Raw genomic sequence first — 18578 nt, forward strand, 5'->3', positions numbered from 1 at the left:
GGACCGGGGCCGCCCTACCGCACCACAAAACGGCACCCCCAGGACAATCAGTTCATCGCACGGACTTGAAGGCCGCGCGCATTTCCTCGGCAAAGAGCTGCGGCTGCTCCCAGGCGGCAAAATGTCCGCCCTTGGCCACGGTCCGGTACGAGTACAGCGACGGGTACGCCTGCTTGCTCCAGCTTTCCGGCGCCTGGTAGATCTCGTGCGGGAACACCGTGATGGCCACCGGCACCTTGATGTCGCGCGTCTTCTGGGCGTCAGCGCTGAAGTTGTTGTTGTTGTTCTCCCAGTAGAACCGCGACGACGACGCGCCCGTATTGGTCAGCCAGTACAGCGTGATGTCGTTCAGGATGGCGTCGCGGGACAGCACGCGCTCCGGCTCGCCGTTGCTGTCGCTCCACGCCGCGATCTTCTCGTACGTGAACGACGCCAGCCCGGCCGGCGAATCGGCCAGCGAATAGCCGATGGTCTGCGGCCGCGTGACCATCATCGCGCCATAGGCGGCGTTGCGGCCGAAGAACGTGCTCAGCGACTGGTAGGCCTTGCGCTCGGGATCGGTCAGCTCGGCGGGCGGGGCGTCGCCGGCCAGGATCGACTTCATCAGCGGCCCCGGCACCGTGGCCGGCATGTTCAGGTGGATGGCCTTGAGCCCCGGCGGCGCCTGGCGCGCCAGCGCATCGGAGATGACAGAGCCGTGGTCGCCGCCCTGCGACACGTATTGCGTGTAGCCAAGCCGCTTCATCAGCACGTCCCACGCCCGCGCCGTGCGGTCCGGGCCCCAGCCCAGGTCCTTGGGACGCCCCGAGAAGCCATAGCCGGGAATCGACGGGATCACCACGTCGAACGCATCCTCGGCGCGGCCGCCGTAGGCCGTGGGGTCGGTCAGCGGGCCGATCGTCTTGATGAACTCGAAGATAGAGCCCGGCCAGCCATGGGTCAGGATGATCGGCAACGCATTGGGATGGCGCGAACGGACGTGGATGAACTGGATATCGACGCCGTCGATCTTGGTCACGAACTGCGGCAGCGCGTTGAGCTGCGCCTCGGCCTTGCGCCAGTCGTACTGCGTGCCCCAGTACTTGACCAGCGCCTGCACGCGGGCAAGCTGGATGCCCTGGCTGTCGTCGGCCACGGTTTCCTTGTCGGGCCAGCGCGTGGCCGCGATGCGCTTGCGCAGGTCGTCGAGCTGGGCCTGCGGCACATGCACGCGGAACGGGCGGATGCTCTCGTCCGCCTTGGCGGGTGCGGCGGCCTGGGCCTTGGGCGCGGCGTCGGCGGCATGGGCGGCCGGGCTATGGCCGGACAGGGCCAGCGCGGCCAGCGCCGAAGCGGCGGCGATGGCGCGGGCGGCGGACGGGAATGGCGAGATGCTGCGGGCGATGCCGAAAGACATGAGAAGGCTCCTGGTTGGCGCTGCTGACGGGCAGAAACGAGCGCGGGCTGAATGGACCCTCGCAGTCTAGGAATCGAATACGAGCGCCAAGTGTCGGCGCCGGCCCCTTTTTGGATCGGTGTGTATCGCGCATGCGCGCCGATACAAACTCGTACATTTCAGGCCCGCCGTGCCAGGTCTGTAACAGGTTGTACCGGTGAAGCGGACGGATACATTGCGATACAGAGCCCGGTGGTTGGCCCGGCGAGCGGCTGCTATAATTCTCCGCGAAAGCCCGCCGCGGGCTTTTCGTTTTCCGCAGGCCGATTTAGGTTTCCCCTCGCCATAACAAGAACACCCCGTGATGAAATTCGAGTCCTTTGCCACCCCCGCCTTCTTCGAAAACCCCTACCCGCTTTACGAACAGATCCGCGCCGCCGGGCCGCTGCTGCCGCTGGGCCCCAACGTCTGGGTGACCGGCCGGTTCCACGTGATCGACGCCCTGCTGCGCGACCGCCGCATGGGCAAGACCTACCTGCAGAGCGTGCAGGCCCGCTACGGCGAGGCCGCCACGCAGGCGCCGGTGTTCCAGGCGATCAGCCGCACCTTCCTGATGATCAATCCGCCGGCCCACACCCGGCTGCGGGCGCTGCTGATGCAGGTGTTCAACCGCCGGCAGGTGGAAGGTCTGGCGCGCATCGTCGACACCACCACGCGCAGCCTGCTGGACCGGGTGGGCCATCGCACCGAGTTCGACGTCGTCGCCGACTTTGCGCTGCCGCTGCCAGTCGAGATCATCTGCCGCCTGCTCGATATCCCCGTCGAGGACGGCGTGCGGCTCGGCTCCGCCGCCAGCCGGATGGCCACCGCGCTCGATCTGGCGCCGCTGGACGAGCGCCAGCTAGCCGATGCCAACGACGCCGCGCTGACGCTGGAGGCGTACTTCCGCGACGTGGTGGCGCGCCGCCGCACGCAGCCGGGCGACGACCTGATTTCGAGCCTGATCGGCGTGGAACAGGACGGCGCGACGCTGACCGAAGCGGAAATCATCTCGAACGTGATCCTGCTGTTCGTGGCGGGGCACGAGACCACGTCGAACATGATCGGCAACACGCTGATCGGGCTGTTCCGCGCGCCGGAGGCGCTGCAGCAGCTCAAGGCCGGCCTGTCCGACCCGGCGATGGTGTCCCGCGCCGTGGCCGAGTGCCTGCGCCACGACGGCGCGGTGCAGATGGTGGTGCGCACCGCGTTCGAGGACATCGCGCTGGACGACGTGGTGGTGCCGCGCGGCAGCATCGTCTTCATGCTGCTGGGCGCCGCCAACCGCGATCCGGCGGTGTTCCCCCACCCCGACCAGCTCGACCTGTCGCGCGCCGACGCGCCGTCGCTGTCGTTCGGCGGCGGCATCCACTATTGCCTGGGTGCCCGGCTGGCCACGCTGGAGCTGGAATCGGCCATCACGGGGCTGCTGACCCGCTTTCCCAACCTGCAGCCGGTGGACCTGGCCGCCCTGTCCTGGCACCGGCGCAACAACCTCCGGGGCGTGCAGGCACTGCCGGTCCGTACCGGCGCCTGAGCGGTCCCGCAGCAGGTCATGCCGCAGGACCGGCATAGCGCCACACGGCGTGCTGCCGATCCGGCATCGACCGGCGCAATCCGACATTTCCGGCCTGCGGGTGCGGCCTAGAATCGTAGGCACGACAACCGCATCAGGAGACCGGCCATGGGGCGCGCCGAACCGCTGACACCGCTGCAGATCGACGGCGATATCGATCCACTCGAAACCCGCGAATGGCTGGACGCGCTAAGCGGCGTCGTGGACTGCGCGGGCCCGCAGCGCGCCGGCTTCCTGCTGGAGCAGCTGGGCCAGCATGCCGGCCACCTGGGGCTGGACCACCGCGCCCACCCGTACTCCGCCTACCAGAACACGATTCCCGCGCACGCCCAGCCGCCCTACCCCGGCGACCTTGCCATCGAGCAGCGGCTGACGGCCATCCTGCGCTGGAACGCGCTGGCGATGGTGGTGCGCGCCAACAAGGCGTATGGCGAACTGGGCGGCCATCTGGCCAGCTACGCGTCGGCCGCCGAGATCTTCGAAGTCGGCTTCCAGCACTTTTTTCGCGCCGATACGGCCGAGCGCCGGGGCGACCTGGTCTTCTTCCAGCCGCACTCGGCGCCGGGCGTGTACGCGCGCGCCTTCCTGGAGGGCCGGCTGTCCGAGGACCAGTTGGCGCGCTATCGGCAGGAGGTGGACGGTGGCGGCCTCTGTTCCTACCCCCATCCGTGGCTGATGCCCGATTTCTGGCAGTTCCCCACCGGCTCGATGGGCATCGGCCCGATCAGCGCGATCTACCAGGCGCGCTTTCTGCGCTACCTGGAGCACCGCGGCATCGCGCCGACGGCCGGACGCCGCGTCTGGGGCGTGTTCGGCGACGGCGAGATGGACGAGCCCGAATCGCTGGCCGCGCTGTCGCTGGCCGCGCGCGAGCGGCTGGACAACCTGACGTTCGTCATCAACTGCAACCTCCAGCGGCTGGACGGCCCGGTGCGCGGCAACGGGCAGGTCATCAACGAGCTTGAGGCGCTGTTCAGCGGCGCGGGCTGGAACGTCATCAAGGTGGTCTGGGGGTCCGAATGGGACGCCCTGTTCGCGCGCGATACCCAGCACGCGCTGCTCAAGCGCTTTGCGGCCATGGTCGATGGCGAGTACCAGAACCTGGGCGCCAAGGACGGCGACTACAACCTGTCCCACTTCTTCCACCAGGACCCCGAGCTGAAGGCGCTGGTGGCCGGCATGAGCGCCGCCGACATCGACGGCCTGCGGCGCGGCGGCCACGACCTGCGCAAGCTGCACGCGGCCTATGACGCGGCCGTGCGGCATACGGGCCGGCCGACCGTGATCCTGGCCAAGACCAAGAAGGGCTATGGCATGGGCAACGCCGGGGAGTCGCGCATGACGGCCCACCAGCAGAAGAAGCTCGATACCGACGCGCTGCACGCGTTCCGCCAGCGGTTCCAGCTGCCCATCGACGATGCCGCGCTGGAATCGATGCAGTTCTACAAGCCGGCCGAGAACAGCCCCGAGATGCGCTACCTGCGCGAGCGCCGCGCCGCGCTGGGCGGCTTCCTGCCGCGCCGGAGCACGCAGGCCCCGGCCCTGCCCGTGCCACCGCTGCAAGCCTACGCCGGCTTTGCGCTGGCGCCGGACGGCCGCGAGGTGTCGACCACCACGGGCGTCGTGCGGCTGTTCACCAATCTGATCAAGGACCGCACCATCGGCCCGCGCGTGGTGCCGATCGTGGCCGACGAGGCGCGCACGTTCGGCATGGCCAACCTGTTCCGCCAGATCGGCATCTATTCGCCGGTGGGCCAGCTCTACGAGCCGGAGGACGCCGGCTCGATGCTCTATTACAAGGAAAGCCGCGACGGCCAGCTTCTGGAGGAAGGCATCACCGAGGCCGGCGCGATGGCGTCGTGGACGGCGGCCGCCACGTCCTACAGCGTCAACGGCGAGCCGATGCTGCCGTTCTATATCTATTACTCGATGTTCGGCTTCCAGCGCGTGGGCGACATGATCTGGGCCGCCGCCGACCAGCGTGCACGCGGCTTCCTGATCGGCGCCACGGCCGGGCGCACCACGCTGTCCGGCGAGGGGCTGCAGCACCAGGACGGCAGCAGCCAGCTTGTGGCCGCCACGGTGCCCAACTGCCGCGCCTACGACCCGGCGTTCATCGGCGAGGCCGCCGTGATCATCGACCACGGCGCCCGGGCGATGCTCGAACAGCAACGCGACGAGTTCTACTACATCACCGTCAACAACGAGAACTACGCCCATCCGCCGCTGCCCGAATCGGCCCACGCCGATGTGGTGCGCGGCATGTACCGCTTCGGCACGCAGGGCGACGGCGCGCCACGGGTGCGCTTGCTGGGCTCCGGCCCGATCCTGCGCGAGGTGATTGCCGCCGCCGAGCTGCTGGCGCAGGACTGGCATGTGCCCAGCGAGATCTGGAGCGTGACGAGCTTCCCGGAACTGGCCCGCGATGCGCGGGAATGCGAGCGGCAGCAGATGTTCGGCGGCGATGCCGGCGCCACCAGCCACGTGGCCCGCTGCCTGGCCGGCTCCACGCCGGTCGTGGCCGCTACCGACTACGTGCGCGCCTACGCGCAGCTCATCGCGCCGTACGTGCCGGCCCGCTACATCGCACTGGGGACTGACGGGTTCGGCCGCAGCGACACTCGCAGCGCGCTGCGCCGCTTCTTCGGCATCGACCGCCACCACATCGTGGCTGCCGCGCTGCATGCCGTGGATGCCACGCGCCATGCCGAGGCGGTGGCGCGCTACGGCCTGCAGGCGGCGGCCGAGGCGCCCTGGGCGCGCTGACGGCCGCTCAGGGCTGGATGGCCCGCTGGGCCGTGCAGCATTCGCGCGGCAGCGTCATGGTGAAGGTGGTGGTGCGCTGCTCGGGCGACGATTCGGCCACCACGGTGCCGCCGTGCAACATCACCAGCTCGCGCGCGATGTAGAGGCCCAGGCCAAGCCCTTCCGGGGTGCCGCCGCCCGCCGGCGCGTCCGCGCCGGATCGGAACGCCTCGAAGATATGGGGCAGCGCGCGGGCGTCGATCACGCCGCCGTTCGACACCGACATCACCAGCGTATCGGCCGCCGTGCCGTCCAGCGTGACGACCACAGGGCTGGCCGGATCGCCGTGCTGGAGGGCGTTGCCGATCAGGTTCTGCACTACCTGCGCGATCAGGTCCGGGTCGATCGTCGCACGCGTGTCGCCGCGCTGCTCCAGCGTCACTGCCGCCGCGCCCCGCGACACCTGGCATTCGTCGACGATGGCCGCGCAGATCGCACCCAGGTCAGCCGCCTGCGGCATCAGGCTCACGCGGCCGCCGTGCAGCCGCGCCACGTGCAGCAGCTGGTCCACCATGCGCGCCATGCGCTGGCTGCTGCGGGCGATGCGGTCGGTGGCCGGCTTCAGCTTCTCTTCCCCGCCAAAACGGCCCAGGAACGACGCCGACGCGATGATGGCCGACAGCGGCGTGCGCAGGTCGTGCGCCAGCACCGCCATCAGCATCTCGTTGGTCTTCAGCAGTTGCTGGGCGGTTTCGAGCTGCTCGGCCAGCAGCTGCTTCTGCTGGGCCAACTGCACGAACACGTCGACCTTGGCGGACAGCACGCGCGCATCGACCGGCTTGAACAGGAAGTCGACCGCCCCGGTGGCGTAGCCCCGGAACGCGCGCTGGCTGTCGTGGCCGGCCGCGGTCAGGAACAGGATCGGGATCTGGCTCGTGCGCTTGCTGCCGCGCATCAGCTCGGCCAGCTCGAAGCCGTCCATCTCGGGCATGTGCACGTCAAGAATGGCCAGGCCGAACTCGTGCTCCAGCAGCAGTTCCAGCGCCTGGGCGCCGGAATTGGCGTGGACGATCTCGACGCCCGGCCGGGCCAGCACGGCGTCCAGCGCGGTCAGGTTCGAGGCGATATCGTCGACCGCGAGGATCTTGACGGGAGGTTGCATGGTAGGGGTCATTCAGTCAGGCGGGCCAGCCCGTGGCCAATCGCTTCCAGGGTCAGGACGCGGTCTGCCGCGCCGCGCGTGATCGCTTCCTGCGGCATCGTATCGACCAGCGCACTCTCGGGCGTCTGCACCCAGGCTTGCCCGCCGGCCGCGCGGATGGCGGCCAGCCCGCGCGCGCCGTCGTCGTTGGCGCCGGACAGCAGGATGCCCAGCGCCCGTCGTTGCCAGGCATAGGCGGCCGATTCGAACAGCACGTCGATCGACGGCCGCGAAAAGCGCACGGGCGGATCCACCGACAGCGCCAGCCGCACGGCGTCCGGCGCGTCGGGATCACGTTCCACGAGCAGGTGATAGTCGGGCGGCGCCACGTACAGGTGGCCCGGCTGCACGGCCAGCTCGTCCTCGGCCTCCAGCACGGGCAGCACGCAGCGCGACGTGAAGATCTCGGGCAGCAGGCTCGGGCCCGACGGCATCTGGTGCATGACCACCACCACGGGCGGCACCATGTGCGCCGGCAGCATCGGCAACAGCGCGTTCAGCGCCTCCAGCGCGCCGGCCGAGCCGCCGATCACCACCCCGCCATACGTCCGCGTCGTGCTGTCCATGTCGGTCCTCAGAGCTTGCGGTAAAGCCGCTCGTGCGACGCCACCGTCTCGAAATCCTGCGCATGCGCGCTGAAATGCAGGCTCTCCTTGCTGCCCAGGCCCAGGAAGCCGCGGCGCGCCAGCGCGTCGCGGAACAGGCCGATGGCGCGGTCCTGCAGCGGGCGGTCGAAATAGATCAGCACGTTGCGGCACGAGACCAGCTGGGCCTCCTGGAACACGCTGTCGGTGGCCAGGCTGTGGTCGGCAAACACCGACTGGCGGATCAGCTGGGCGTTGAACTTGGCCTTGCCGTACGCCGCGTGATAGTAGTCCGACAGCGAGCGCCGGCCGCCGGCCGCCAGGTAGTTCTCGCCAAAGCCGCGCAGCCGCCCGGCGTCGTAGACCCCGGTGCGGGCGATGGCCAGCGCTTCCGGGTTGATGTCGGTGGCATAGAACACGGTGCGCGCCGCCAGCCCTTCCTCCTCGAACAGGATGGCCAGCGACCACAGTTCCTCGCCGCTGCTGCAGCCGGCCACCCAGACGTTGATCGACGGGTAGGTCTGCAGCACCGGCACCACGTGCTCGCGGATGGCCAGGAAGTAGGCCGGGTCGCGGAACATCTCGCTGACCTGCACCGTCAGGTACTGGAGCAGCCGGCCGAACACCGCCGCATCGCGCAGCATGCGGTCCTGCAGTTGCGACAGCGTGGGCACCTGCATGTCCTGCAGCGCCTGCTGCAGCCGCCGGCGCATCGACGCGCGCGAGTACCGCCGGAAGTCGTGCTGGTACTTCAGGAAGATGGCCTGCAGCAGCAGTTCCAGCTCGATGTCGAAGTTGGCGTCGGGCAGCACCACGCCGCCGTCCAGCCCCGGGACGGCCACCTGGGCGCGGGGGCTCTGCGGTTTCAGTTTGCGTGAAGCCATACGCGGCACAGGGAAAGCAGCTTGTCGACGTCGATCGGCTTGGCGATGTAGTCGTTGGCGCCGGCGCGCAGGCACGCCTCGCGGTCGGACTGCATGGCCTTGGCCGTCAGCGCGATGATCGGCAGGCGCGCAAAGCGCGGCATCTCGCGGATATGGCGCATGGCGGTGATGCCGTCCATCTCCGGCATCATGATGTCCATCAGCACCAGGTCCACGTCGTCCATGCGGTTCAGCATGTCCAGCGCCTCGCGGCCGCTGCGGGCAATCTCCACGGTGGCGCCCAGCGGCTCGATGACCTTCGACAGCGCGAAGATGTTGCGCGCGTCATCCTCCACCAGCAGCAGCTTGCGGCCGTCGAACGTGTCGTCGCGGTTGCGCGCGGCGCGCAGCATGCGCTGGTGCTCCGGCGGCAGCGACGACTCCACGCTGTGCAGGAACAGCGTCACTTCGTCCAGCAGGCGGTCCGGCGAGCGCGCGCCCTTGATGATGATCGACTTCGAATACTTGCGCAGCCGGCGCTCGTCCTCGGCCGAGAGCTGGCGGCCCGTGTAGATGATGACCGGCGGCATCGGGTTGGCATCGGCCAGCGCCGTGTTGGCCATGTGCGCCAGCAGGTCGTGGCCGGTGCCGTCGGGCAGCACCATGTCCATCACCACGCAGTCGAACGGCGTGCCGTTCAGCGTGGCGGTGGCGGCGGCCACGCTGTCGGCCGTGACAATCTCGGCGTCCAGCGATTTCAGCAGCGCGCGGATGCTCTCGCGCAGCGCCGGATCGTCCTCGATCACCAGCACGCGGCGCTGGCCCGGCGTCATGCGGGCCTCCAGTCCGCGGATGGCGGCGGCCAGCTTCTCACGCTCGCTGGGCTTGAACGTGTAGCCCACCGCGCCCAGGTGCAGCGCCGCCTCGGCGTGGTCGCTGACCGACACCAGGTGCGTGGGGATGTGCCGCGTGGTGGGGTCGCGCTTGAGCCAGTCCAGCAGCGTCAGGCCCGACTGGTCGGGCAGCGCCACGTCCAGCAGGATGCCGCACGGCTGGTGCTGGCGCGCCAGTTCCAGGCCCTGCGCCGACGTGGTGGCGTGGATGCAGTCGAAATCGAGTTCGTGGGCCAGGTCGTAGAGGATGCCGGCGAAGTCGATGTCGTCCTCGACCACCAGGATCAGCCGGTTGCCGCGCGTGCGATGGTCGCGGTCGTCGGGAATCGGCGCCGGAAAGCCGGGCTGCACGCGACGGCGGCGCCATGATCGGGGCCGCGGCCGGCGGCTGGGTCAGCAGCCCGGCCTGCGAGGCGGCGTCGGTCGACAGCACGCGCGGCACGGTCAGCGCGAAAACGCTGCCCTGCCCAGGCTCGCTGGCCACCGAGATTGCGCCACCGAGCAGCCGGCCCAGCTCGCGCGAGATCGACAGCCCCAGCCCCGTGCCGCCATAGCGGCGGCTCGTGGTGCCATCGGCCTGCTGGAACGCCTCGAAGATGACCTGCTGCTTGTCCTTGGGGATGCCGATGCCGGTGTCACGCACTTCAAAGCGCACCGCATCGTCGCCATGGGCGGCGAGCGCCAGCGTGACCGAGCCGGTTTCCGTGAACTTGAACGCGTTGGACAGCAGGTTCTTGAGCACCTGTTGCAGGCGCTGGCTGTCGGACACGATCGATTCGGGCACCCCGGGCATGAACTCCACGCGGAACGGCACGCCCTTGCCCTCGCCGATCGGGCCGAACAGGTTCTGCAGCGTGCTGCTCAGCGATTTCAGCTCCACCGTCTCCGGCTCGATGACCAGGTGCCCGGCCTCGATCTTGGACAGGTCCAGGATGTCGTTGATCAGGTTCAGCAGGTCGGTGTTGGCCGCGTGGATCGTGGCCGCGTAGCGCACCTGTTCGTCGGTCAGCGTGCCTTCCTTGTTCTCCTGCAGCAGCTTGGCCAGGATCAGCGCGCTGTTCAGCGGCGTGCGCAGTTCGTGCGACATATTGGCCAGGAACTCGCTCTTGTACTGGTTGGAGCGTTCCAGCGCGCGCGAATTGGCCGCCAGTTCGGCCTGGAAGGCGAGCATTTCGCGCTTCTGGCCTTCCAGCCGCTGGGCGTGTTCCTCTAGCTGGACGTTGGTCTGCTCCAGCTCGGCCTGCTGGGCTTCGAGCCGCGCCTGCGAATCCATCAGCGCGCGGCCACGCTCTTCCAGTTCCTCGTTCGACACGCGCAGCTCTTCCTGCTGCACCTGCAGTTCCTCGCTCTGGCGCTGCGTCTCGGCCAGCAGCTTTTCCAGCCGGCCCCGGTAGACGGCGGCGCGCACGGTCATGCCGATCGACTCGCCCAGCCGCTCCAGCAGTTCCACCACGTCGGCCGTGTCGCGCTGCGCCTTGATGAAGCCCAGTTCCACCACGCCGACCACGTCGCCCTCGGCCGTCAGCGGCGCGGCGATGATCTCGGTCGGTGCGGAGCGGCCCAGCGCCGACGACACCTGCAGGTAGTCCGCCGGCAGCCCGCCCACGGCCATCACGCGGTTCTCGGCGGCCGCCTGGCCGGCCAGAGTCTGGCCCTTGGCCAGCGTCTGCGGCAGGCGGTCGGCATCGGCCAGCGCCCAGGTGGCCAGGCGCTGCAACTGCGCGCCTTCCACCTGGTAGACCACGCCGACGTGCGCCTGCAGCACGTCCGACAGCGCGCGGACCAGCGCGTCGCCGACATTGCCGGCCGACTGTGCGTTGCGCACCGCCTGGTGGATCCTGACCTGCGACTGCTGCAGCCAGCTCGCGCGCTGCATGGCCTGCTGCGCCACGATGTAGCGGTAGACCACCACCGCCAGGAACCACGCCATGATCACGCCGGCTGACCGGTTGATGATCGCGAACAGGACGTTGGCGCCGCCGGAGGGCGACAGCGCGTAGCCGATGCCAATCAGCACCGTGGCGGCGGCCGCCGTGATCAGGGGTAGCCGGGCGTCGTTGCCGTAGAGCGACAGGCAGACCGGCACGAGGTAGAACAGCCAGACGGCCAGGCCGAGCGGCGTCATCGCGTCGACGCCAAAGACGACGACGAGCGAGACCGGGACGATGATGACGCCGAACAGGAAGCGTTGCAGGGAGGACGGGTGCATACCGATGGATGTCGAAAAGGTCACGGCAACGCCCCGGATTGCCGGACGGCCAGATCGCCAACGCAAAGCGACTCATGCTACCCCGCGCCGACCGAAAAGGCTGTCGGTGTTGCACCGACATTTGCTGCGCCGCAGCACGCCACCGGATCGGCAACCGTTACACCGGATCGGTTCGAAAACTGCAATCCCGCGCCCCGGTCCGGCCGGCCGCGCCGGGCGTGGCGCCGGGGACGGCACGGGTACGACAATTGCGCGCCTGGTGGCACTGCAACGAACCCAGGAGCCCGCCATGGCATCGCAGAGCAACCCCGGCGCCCCCACGCCGCCCGCCACTGATCCGTCCACGAAGCCGCGCGACCCCGCCGGCAAGGCCCCCGCCGACGCCGGCAAGGCGGCCCCGACGCCCAACGAGATCATGCGCGAGGACCAGTCTCCGCGCGACGAGCAGGGCAACCGCCCGCAGAGCGACAAGCCGGACATTTCGGGCTGACGACGATGGATGCCCCCATCCACCTCCCCGACAGCGTCCAGGCGCCCCAGCGGCGCCGGACCCACCTGCGCATCAACGGGCAGGACTACCGGCTCGACCTGCCCGTCTGGACCACGCTGCTCGACCTGCTGCGCGACCAACTGGACCTGACCGGCACCAAGAAGGGCTGCGACCACGGCCAGTGCGGCGCCTGCACCGTGATTGTCGATGGCCGGCGCATCAATAGCTGCCTGGCGCTGGCCGTGGCGTACGACGACGCCGACATCACGACCATCGAGGGCGTGGCCGACCTGCATCCCGGGCCCGACCTGCACCCCGTCCAGCGCGCGTTCATGGCCTGTGACGCGTTCCAGTGCGGCTATTGCACGCCCGGGCAGATCTGCTCGGCCGTGGCGCTGCAGGGCGAGACGCCCCCGCGCAACCGCGCCGAAATCCGCGAGCGGATGAGCGGCAACCTGTGCCGCTGCGGCGCTTATCCGCAGATCGTGGAGGCCGTGGCGCAGGCGCTGAGCGTGGACGCGCCGCCCCAGTCCACCCCACCCGCAGAGGGATAAGCCATGCACCCGTTTCGCTATATCCGCGTGGAATCCGTGCCCGAGGCGCTGGCGGTCATCGCCGGGCAGCTCGGCAATGACCCGGACGGCGCCCACCCGGCCGCCCTGCCGCGCCTGTTCGCGGGCGGCACGAACCTGCTGGACCTGATGAAGGAAAACGTCATGCGCCCCGGCGCGCTGGTCGATATCGGCCGGCTGCCGCTCGACGAGATCGAGTTGTGGGACGACGGCACGCTGCACCTGGGCGCGATGGCGCGCAATGCGGACACGGCCGAGCATCCGCTGGTGCGCGAGCGGTTTCCGCTGCTGCGCGCGGCCATCCTGGCCGGCGCCTCGGGCCAGATCCGCAACGTTGCCACCAACGGCGGCAACCTGCTGCAGCGCACCCGCTGCTACTACTTCTACGACGCGGGCGTGCCATGCAACAAGCGCGACCCCGGCAGCGGCTGTCCGGCCGCGCACGGGCTGGCGCGCCAGCACGCCATCCTGGGCGCCAGCGAGGCGTGCATCGCCACGCATCCGTCCGACATGTGCGTGTCGCTGGCGGCGCTGGACGCCGTGGTCCATGTGGAATCGGTGCGCGGGCCGCGCGAGATTCCGTTCCAGGACTTTCACCGGCTGCCCGGCGACCATCCCGAGCACGACACCACGCTGGCGCCCGACGAGCTGATTACCCATATCAGCGTGCCGCCCAACGCGTTCGCGGGCCACAGTACCTACCTGAAGGTGCGCGAGCGGGCGTCCTATGCATTCGCGCTGGTGTCGGTGGCGGCGGCGCTGGCGCTTGAGCCCGACCAGACCATCCGCGACGCGCGGCTGGCGCTGGGCGGCGTGGCGCACAAGCCCTGGCGCGACCGGGACGCCGAAGCGATGCTGGCCGGACGCCCGGCCACGGCCGAGACGTTTGCCGACGTGGCCGCCTTCGTGCTGCGCGACGCCCGCGCCTGGGGCGGCCCCGCCTTGCCGGAAAGCACGCCCGGCAACGCGTTCAAGATTCCGCTGGCGCACCGCGCCATCGTGCGGGCCCTGGAAATGGCCACGGCCGGCGTGCTCACCAACACCGGGCAGGACGCCTGCCGCGAGGAGGGCTGGCAATGAGCGAAACCACGCTGCCGCCGCTGGAAGCCGACCAGCAGCCGATGGCCCCCGGCAACGCCGGCCCGGCCGGCATCGGCACCCCGCTGCCGCGCATCGACGGCCTGGCCAAGGTCACCGGCACCGCCCGCTACGCGGCCGAGCACCAGTCGCCCGACCTCTGCTACGGCGTGGCGGTCAACAGCACGATCGCGCGCGGCCGGATTGCGCGGATCGACACCGACGCGGCCCGCGCCTTCCCCGGCGTGCTGGACGTACTGACGCACGACCATCGCCCGTCGATGCGGTCGATGCGCTTCTTCTACAAGGACATGACCGCTCCGGCCGGCAAGCCGTTCCGGCCGCTGCACGACGACGAGATCCACTGCAGCGGCCAGCCCGTGGCGCTGGTGGTGGCCACGTCTTTCGAGGCCGCCCGACACGCGGCCACGCTGGTGCGTGTGGAATACGCGCCGGCGCCCCACGAGACCAACCTGCTGGCCCGGCGCGACGCCGCGCACGAGCCCAGCCCGCTGAAGGTGGGCTTTTCCAAGCCGCCCAAGCCCAAGGGCAATCCCGACGCGGCGTTCGCGGGCGCCGAGGTCAAGGTCGACGCCCAGTTCTACGCCGGCGTGGAGCACCACAATCCGATGGAGATGCACGCCAGCACCGTGATCCGGGACAGCCGCGGCCATCTGCTCATCTATGACAAGACGCAGGGCTCGCAGAATTCGCGCTGGATGGTGTCCCGGGTGTTCGGCCTGCCCGGCCGCAAGGTCACGGTGCGCAACCCGTTTGTCGGCGGCGCGTTCGGGTCCGGGCTGCGGCCGCAGTACCAGTTGCTGCTGGCCGTGATGGCGTCGCTGCATCTGAAGCGGTCCGTCCGCGTGGTGCTGACGCGCCAGCAGATGTTCACGTTCGGCCATCGGCCGGAAACCTGGCAGCGCGTACGGCTGGGCGCCACGCGCGACGGCCGGCTCACGTCGATCATCCACGAAGCCATCGCCGAGACGTCGCGGCAGGAAGACTACGTCGAGGTGGTGGTCAACTGGTCCGGGCAGCTCTACGCCTGCGACAACATCCGCTACGTGTACAAGCTGGTGGCGCTGGACCAATACACGCCGATGGACATGCGCGCGCCCGGCGCCGCGCATGGCGTACACGCGATCGAAGTGGCCATGGACGAGTTGTCGTACGCGGCCGGCATCGATCCGCTGGAACTGCGCCGCATCAACTACGCCACGCGCGACGGCAACCAGGGGCTGCCGTTCTCGACGAAGCAGCTGATGGACTGCTACGAGCAGGGCGCGCGCGCGTTCGGCTGGGATCAGCGGCCGCTGGCACCGCGCGCGATGCGCGACGGTAGCGAACTGATCGGCTGGGGCATGGCGACGGGCACCTGGGACGCGCTGCAGATGGCCGCCCGCGCCAGCGCCACACTGCTGGCCGACGGCCGGCTGGAGATCACCTGCGCGGCCAGCGACATCGGCACCGGCACCTATACGGCCATCAGCCAGATTGCCGCCGATGCGATGGGCATCGCCGTGGAACGGGTGATCTTCCGGCTGGGCGACTCGGACCTGCCGTTCGCGCCGATCGAGGGCGGGTCGTCGCATATCGCCACGGTGGGCTCGGCCGTCGACGGCGCCTGCGAGAAGCTGCGCCGCCAACTCTGGCGGCTGGCCCGCACGGTCAAGGGGCGCGGATTCGAGCAGTGCGCGTTCGACGACGTCGAGTTCGCCGACGGCGCCATGCGGCTGCGGCAGCAGCCCGACACCAGCATTCCGCTCGATTCGCTGCTGCTGGCGTGCGGCAAGACCCAGCTTGGCGTGCGGCACCTGCTGCTGCCCGACGTGCGCAAGCAGAAGCAGACCGTGCGGGCGGTGCATTCGGCCGTGTTCTGCGAGGTACGCGTGGACGAGGCGCTGGGCGCGGTGCGCGTGACGCGCGTGGTCAGCGCCGTGGCCGCCGGCCGGATCGTGAATCCGCTGACGGCCCGCAGCCAGATCTCGGGCGGCGTGGTCTGGGGCATCAGCCAGGCGCTGTTCGAGGAAACGCTGAGCGACCACCGCCTGGGCCGCTTCATGAATCACAATCTCGCCGAATATCACATTGCCGCCAATGCCGACATCCGCGACATCGACGTCATCTTCGTCGAGGAAGACGACCGGATCGTCAGCCGGATTGGTGCCAAGGGCGTGGGCGAGATCGGCATCGTCGGCGTGGCGGCGGCCATCAGCAACGCGATCTACCACGCCACCGGCAAGCGGCTGCGCACCACGCCGATGACGCCGGACAAGCTTGTCGCCGGCTGAAGCCCTAGGCGCGGGCCCTGGCCTTGGCGGCCGGGGCCGGCTTCGGACGCGCCTTGGCTGTCGTACGGGCCTTGACCGTGGCCTGGTTGGCGGCCACGGCCGCGCGGATCAGGGCCTTGAGCGCCGGGCGGTCGATCCGGCCGCCTTCAGGGAAGTCGATGGCCCGGCGCACGTTGCCTTCCAGGCTGGCATTGAACAGGCCCTTGGGATCGGGCAGCGACGCGCCTTTCGGGAAGGTCATCTTGACGGCGGCCTTGTAGACCTCGCCCGTGCACAGGATGCCGTCGTGCGACCACACCGGCACGCTCCACTTCCATTCCTCGACGACGTCGGGGTCGGCCTCGCGGACCAGCGCCCGCAGTTGCGCCAGCAGCTCGCCGCGCCAGTCGCCCAGCTCGGCAATCCTGGCGTCGATCAGCTCGGCTGCCGGAATGCCATCGGCCGCTGCGTCTTTTTTCATCATTTGTCTCCCGTTCTGGTGTTCCTGACACATCACTATAGGACACGGGCGGCCCTGCCCGCCGGGGTTGACAATGGATTCTCCAAACACAATACTTCTATCAACTTTGATCCCTATTCGAGAACGACACCGTGGTGTCGTCGATACAGCGTGGAACTGGCCGAACTCGAAATCTTCCGGGCCGTGGCGCGTGAGCAGAGCGTCACGCGCGCGGCCAAGGCGCTGGAACGCGTGCAATCCAACGTCACCACCCGCGTCAAGCAGCTTGAGGAAAGCCTGGGCGTGGCGCTGTTCCAGCGCGCGAACCGGCAGATGATCCTGACGCCGGCCGGGCAGCGGCTGCTGGGCTACGCCGACCAGTTGCTGGCGCTGGCCGAGGAAGCGCGCCAGTCCATGCGCGCGGACGCCCCGAGCGGCCGGCTGCGCGTGGGATCGATGGAAAGCACGGCGGCCACGCTGCTGCCGGGGCCGCTGGGCCGCTTCCATGCCGCGTGGCCCGACGTCGACGTGGAACTGACCACCGGTACGTCGCAGGCGCTGGCCGACGCGGTGCTGGAACGGCGGCTCGATTGCGCGGTGGTGGCGCACCCGGGCGCCGGCGCCCACAAGGACATCGACCTGGCGGAACTGGGCGACGGCCTGGACGGCACGTTTCTCAAGACCGAGGAACTGGTGCTGGTGCTGCCGGCCACCCATCCCAAGGTGCACCGCCCCGAGGACGTGACGCTGCGGCAGCTTGCCGCCTTTGCCCGGGGCTGCACCTATCGGCGCTGTGCCGAAGACTGGCTCGAACAGGCCGGCGACGGCGTGCGCCGCCGCCTGACCGTCATCGAACTGCCCTCCTATCACGCGATCCTGGCCCAGGTGACGGCCGGGTCGGCGGTCGCGATCGTGCCGCGGTCCCTGCTGGCGATGCACGACGACGGCGCCGCATGGCAGACCGTGCCCGTGCGCAAGGTCCACACGTTCCTGATCCAGCGGGCCGGCTTTACCACGTCGGCCTTCGAAGCATTCCAGCAGGCGCTGCGCCGTAGCTAGCGCCCTGCCCTATTTCGCCCGTTTTCCAAGGATTCTCGCCATGAACACCGCCTTCCCGCAGCACACTTCCCACCCTCTGCTGGCCCGTCTGGGCCTCCGGCTGCCGATCATCCAGGCGCCGATGGCCGGCGTCAGCACGCCCGCCATGGCGGCGGCGGTATCCGAGGCCGGCGGCCTGGGCTCGCTCGGCGTCGGCGCCATGGACGCCGAAGGCGCGCGCCAGGTCATCCGCGAGACGCGCGCGCTGACCGCCCGCCCGTTCAATATCAACCTGTTCTGCCACGCGCCGGCCCAGCCCGACGCCGAGCGCGAGTCTGGCTGGCTGGCCTACCTGGCGTCCGCGTTTGCCGAGTTCGGCGCCACGCCGCCCGCCAACCTGCGCGAGATCTACAAGAGCTTCGTGGTCGACGACGAGATGTACCAGATGCTGCTGGAAGAAAAGCCGGCCGTGGTCAGCTTCCATTTCGGGCTGCCGCCGCAGGATCGCATCGACGCGCTGCGCGCCGCCGGCATCGTGCTGCTGGCCAGCGCCACGTCGCTGCAGGAAGCGCGGCTGATCGAGGCGGCCGGCATCGACGCCGTGGTGGCCCAGGGTATCGAGGCCGGCGGGCACCGTGGGGTGTTCGACACCGCGGCCGAGGACGAAGGGCTGGGCACGTTTGCGCTGGTGCGCCTGCTGGTTGCGCGCACACGGCTGCCGGTGATCGCCGCTGGCGGCATCATGGACGGCGCGGGGATCGCGGCGGCACTGGCGCTGGGCGCCGTTGCCGCGCAACTGGGCACGGCGTTCGTGGCCACCGACGAATCGGCCGCCGACGCGGCCTACCGCAGCGCGCTGACGGCGGCCGAAACCCGCCCGACCACGCTGACGCGCGCCATCTCCGGGCGCGCCGCACGCGGCTTCACCAGCCATTTCACCCGGCTGGGCACCGCCGCCGGCGCGCCTGCGATTCCGGACTACCCGGTCACCTACGACGCCGGCAAGGCGCTGCACGCGGCGGCCAAGGCCAAGGGCGTCAGCGACTACGCGGCGCAATGGGCCGGCCAGGCCGTGCCGCTGGCGCGCGTGATGCCGGCCGGCGAGATGGTCTTCGTGCTGGAACAGGAACTGAAGGCCGCGCTCGACCAACTGGCCGGGCTGCGGGCCACGCTGGCCTGAACC

14 protein-coding genes and 1 pseudogene are annotated in these 18578 nt (G+C 69.7%); 8 read left to right on the forward strand and 7 right to left on the reverse strand.

Going from position 1 to position 18578, the window contains the following annotated elements:
- Nucleotides 1–52: 52 nt before the first annotated feature.
- Nucleotides 53–1396, reverse strand: coding sequence for an epoxide hydrolase family protein (locus EPAKOI_RS19965; protein WP_124686555.1), 1344 nt, complete (start codon nucleotides 1394–1396; stop codon nucleotides 53–55).
- A 343-nt stretch (nucleotides 1397–1739) separates the two neighbouring features.
- Between EPAKOI_RS19965 and EPAKOI_RS19970 the strand changes: the two genes are divergently transcribed.
- Nucleotides 1740–2951: a cytochrome P450 gene (locus tag EPAKOI_RS19970; protein WP_423194414.1), complete on the forward strand. Its 1212-nt coding sequence runs from the start codon at nucleotides 1740–1742 to the stop codon at nucleotides 2949–2951.
- 147 nt (nucleotides 2952–3098) lie between these two features.
- Nucleotides 3099–5756, forward strand: a complete 2658-nt coding sequence (mdeB, locus tag EPAKOI_RS19975) for an alpha-ketoglutarate dehydrogenase (protein ID WP_423194415.1) — start codon at nucleotides 3099–3101, stop codon at nucleotides 5754–5756.
- Nucleotides 5757–5763: 7 nt separating this feature from the next.
- On the opposite strand, the gene EPAKOI_RS19980 is transcribed toward mdeB, so the two are convergent.
- The 5 genes and pseudogenes from EPAKOI_RS19980 to EPAKOI_RS20000 form a co-directional block, all read right to left on the reverse strand.
- A complete protein-coding gene (locus EPAKOI_RS19980) occupies nucleotides 5764–6897 on the reverse strand; it encodes a hybrid sensor histidine kinase/response regulator (protein ID WP_423194416.1) in 1134 nt (377 codons plus the stop codon).
- An 8-nt stretch (nucleotides 6898–6905) separates the two neighbouring features.
- Nucleotides 6906–7502: a chemotaxis protein CheB gene (locus EPAKOI_RS19985; RefSeq protein ID WP_423194417.1), complete on the reverse strand. Its 597-nt coding sequence runs from the start codon at nucleotides 7500–7502 to the stop codon at nucleotides 6906–6908.
- 8 nt (nucleotides 7503–7510) lie between these two features.
- Complete coding sequence (locus EPAKOI_RS19990) at nucleotides 7511–8404, reverse strand: CheR family methyltransferase (RefSeq protein WP_423194418.1); 894 nt, start codon at nucleotides 8402–8404, stop codon at nucleotides 7511–7513.
- Complete coding sequence (locus tag EPAKOI_RS19995; protein ID WP_423194419.1) at nucleotides 8386–9555, reverse strand: response regulator; 1170 nt, start codon at nucleotides 9553–9555, stop codon at nucleotides 8386–8388. Before EPAKOI_RS19995 ends, EPAKOI_RS19990 begins: the two co-directional genes overlap by 19 nt.
- A 214-nt stretch (nucleotides 9556–9769) precedes the next feature.
- Nucleotides 9770–11485: pseudogene (locus EPAKOI_RS20000) on the reverse strand (GAF domain-containing sensor histidine kinase); the annotation flags it as partial.
- A 289-nt stretch (nucleotides 11486–11774) separates the two neighbouring features.
- On the opposite strand from EPAKOI_RS20000, the gene EPAKOI_RS20005 reads away from it, so the two are divergent.
- The 4 genes from EPAKOI_RS20005 to EPAKOI_RS20020 are packed head-to-tail and all read left to right on the forward strand — an operon-like array spanning nucleotide 11775 to nucleotide 15918.
- On the forward strand, nucleotides 11775–11975 hold the full coding sequence (locus EPAKOI_RS20005; protein WP_423194420.1) for a hypothetical protein: 201 nt from the start codon (nucleotides 11775–11777) through the stop codon (nucleotides 11973–11975).
- Nucleotides 11976–11980: 5 nt separating this feature from the next.
- The gene (locus EPAKOI_RS20010) at nucleotides 11981–12529 is read left to right on the forward strand and encodes a (2Fe-2S)-binding protein (protein ID WP_423194421.1); all 549 of its coding nucleotides are present in this window, start codon (nucleotides 11981–11983) and stop codon (nucleotides 12527–12529) included.
- Between the two features lie 3 nt (nucleotides 12530–12532).
- Nucleotides 12533–13627 (forward strand): FAD binding domain-containing protein, encoded by a 1095-nt coding sequence (locus EPAKOI_RS20015; RefSeq protein ID WP_423194422.1) that lies wholly within the window; start codon nucleotides 12533–12535, stop codon nucleotides 13625–13627.
- Nucleotides 13624–15918: a xanthine dehydrogenase family protein molybdopterin-binding subunit gene (locus tag EPAKOI_RS20020; protein WP_423194423.1), complete on the forward strand. Its 2295-nt coding sequence runs from the start codon at nucleotides 13624–13626 to the stop codon at nucleotides 15916–15918. The genes EPAKOI_RS20015 and EPAKOI_RS20020 overlap by 4 nt, the downstream gene beginning before the upstream one ends.
- Nucleotides 15919–15922: 4 nt before the next feature.
- Here EPAKOI_RS20020 and EPAKOI_RS20025 read toward each other — a convergent pair whose 3' ends face one another.
- Entirely contained in the window at nucleotides 15923–16378 is a 456-nt protein-coding gene (locus EPAKOI_RS20025) for a DUF1801 domain-containing protein (protein ID WP_124686784.1), read from the reverse strand.
- A gap of 150 nt (nucleotides 16379–16528) precedes the next feature.
- Here EPAKOI_RS20025 and EPAKOI_RS20030 point away from each other — a divergent pair, with 150 nt between their 5' ends.
- On the forward strand, nucleotides 16529–17416 hold the full coding sequence (locus EPAKOI_RS20030) for a LysR substrate-binding domain-containing protein (RefSeq protein WP_423194424.1): 888 nt from the start codon (nucleotides 16529–16531) through the stop codon (nucleotides 17414–17416).
- Nucleotides 17417–17456: 40 nt separating this feature from the next.
- The gene (locus EPAKOI_RS20035; protein WP_423194425.1) at nucleotides 17457–18575 is read left to right on the forward strand and encodes an NAD(P)H-dependent flavin oxidoreductase; all 1119 of its coding nucleotides are present in this window, start codon (nucleotides 17457–17459) and stop codon (nucleotides 18573–18575) included.
- Nucleotides 18576–18578: the final 3 nt, after the last annotated feature.

Source organism: Cupriavidus sp. H18C2, assembly GCF_049393795.1.
Classification (GTDB): Bacteria; Pseudomonadota; Gammaproteobacteria; order Burkholderiales; family Burkholderiaceae; genus Cupriavidus; species Cupriavidus pauculus_C.

Excerpts from the sequence above, each read along its gene's own strand:
- EPAKOI_RS19965 (WP_124686555.1), bottom strand. The coding sequence starts at position 1,396 with ATGTCTTTCGGCATCGCCCGCAGCATCTCGCCATTCCCGTCCGCCGCC.
- EPAKOI_RS19970 (WP_423194414.1), top strand. The coding sequence starts at position 1,740 with ATGAAATTCGAGTCCTTTGCCACCCCCGCCTTCTTCGAAAACCCCTAC.
- mdeB (WP_423194415.1), top strand. The coding sequence starts at position 3,099 with ATGGGGCGCGCCGAACCGCTGACACCGCTGCAGATCGACGGCGATATC.
- EPAKOI_RS19980 (WP_423194416.1), bottom strand. The coding sequence starts at position 6,897 with ATGCAACCTCCCGTCAAGATCCTCGCGGTCGACGATATCGCCTCGAAC.
- EPAKOI_RS19985 (WP_423194417.1), bottom strand. The coding sequence starts at position 7,502 with ATGGACAGCACGACGCGGACGTATGGCGGGGTGGTGATCGGCGGCTCG.
- EPAKOI_RS19990 (WP_423194418.1), bottom strand. The coding sequence starts at position 8,404 with ATGGCTTCACGCAAACTGAAACCGCAGAGCCCCCGCGCCCAGGTGGCC.
- EPAKOI_RS20005 (WP_423194420.1), top strand. The coding sequence starts at position 11,775 with ATGGCATCGCAGAGCAACCCCGGCGCCCCCACGCCGCCCGCCACTGAT.
- EPAKOI_RS20010 (WP_423194421.1), top strand. The coding sequence starts at position 11,981 with ATGGATGCCCCCATCCACCTCCCCGACAGCGTCCAGGCGCCCCAGCGG.
- EPAKOI_RS20015 (WP_423194422.1), top strand. The coding sequence starts at position 12,533 with ATGCACCCGTTTCGCTATATCCGCGTGGAATCCGTGCCCGAGGCGCTG.
- EPAKOI_RS20020 (WP_423194423.1), top strand. The coding sequence starts at position 13,624 with ATGAGCGAAACCACGCTGCCGCCGCTGGAAGCCGACCAGCAGCCGATG.
- EPAKOI_RS20025 (WP_124686784.1), bottom strand. The coding sequence starts at position 16,378 with ATGAAAAAAGACGCAGCGGCCGATGGCATTCCGGCAGCCGAGCTGATC.
- EPAKOI_RS20035 (WP_423194425.1), top strand. The coding sequence starts at position 17,457 with ATGAACACCGCCTTCCCGCAGCACACTTCCCACCCTCTGCTGGCCCGT.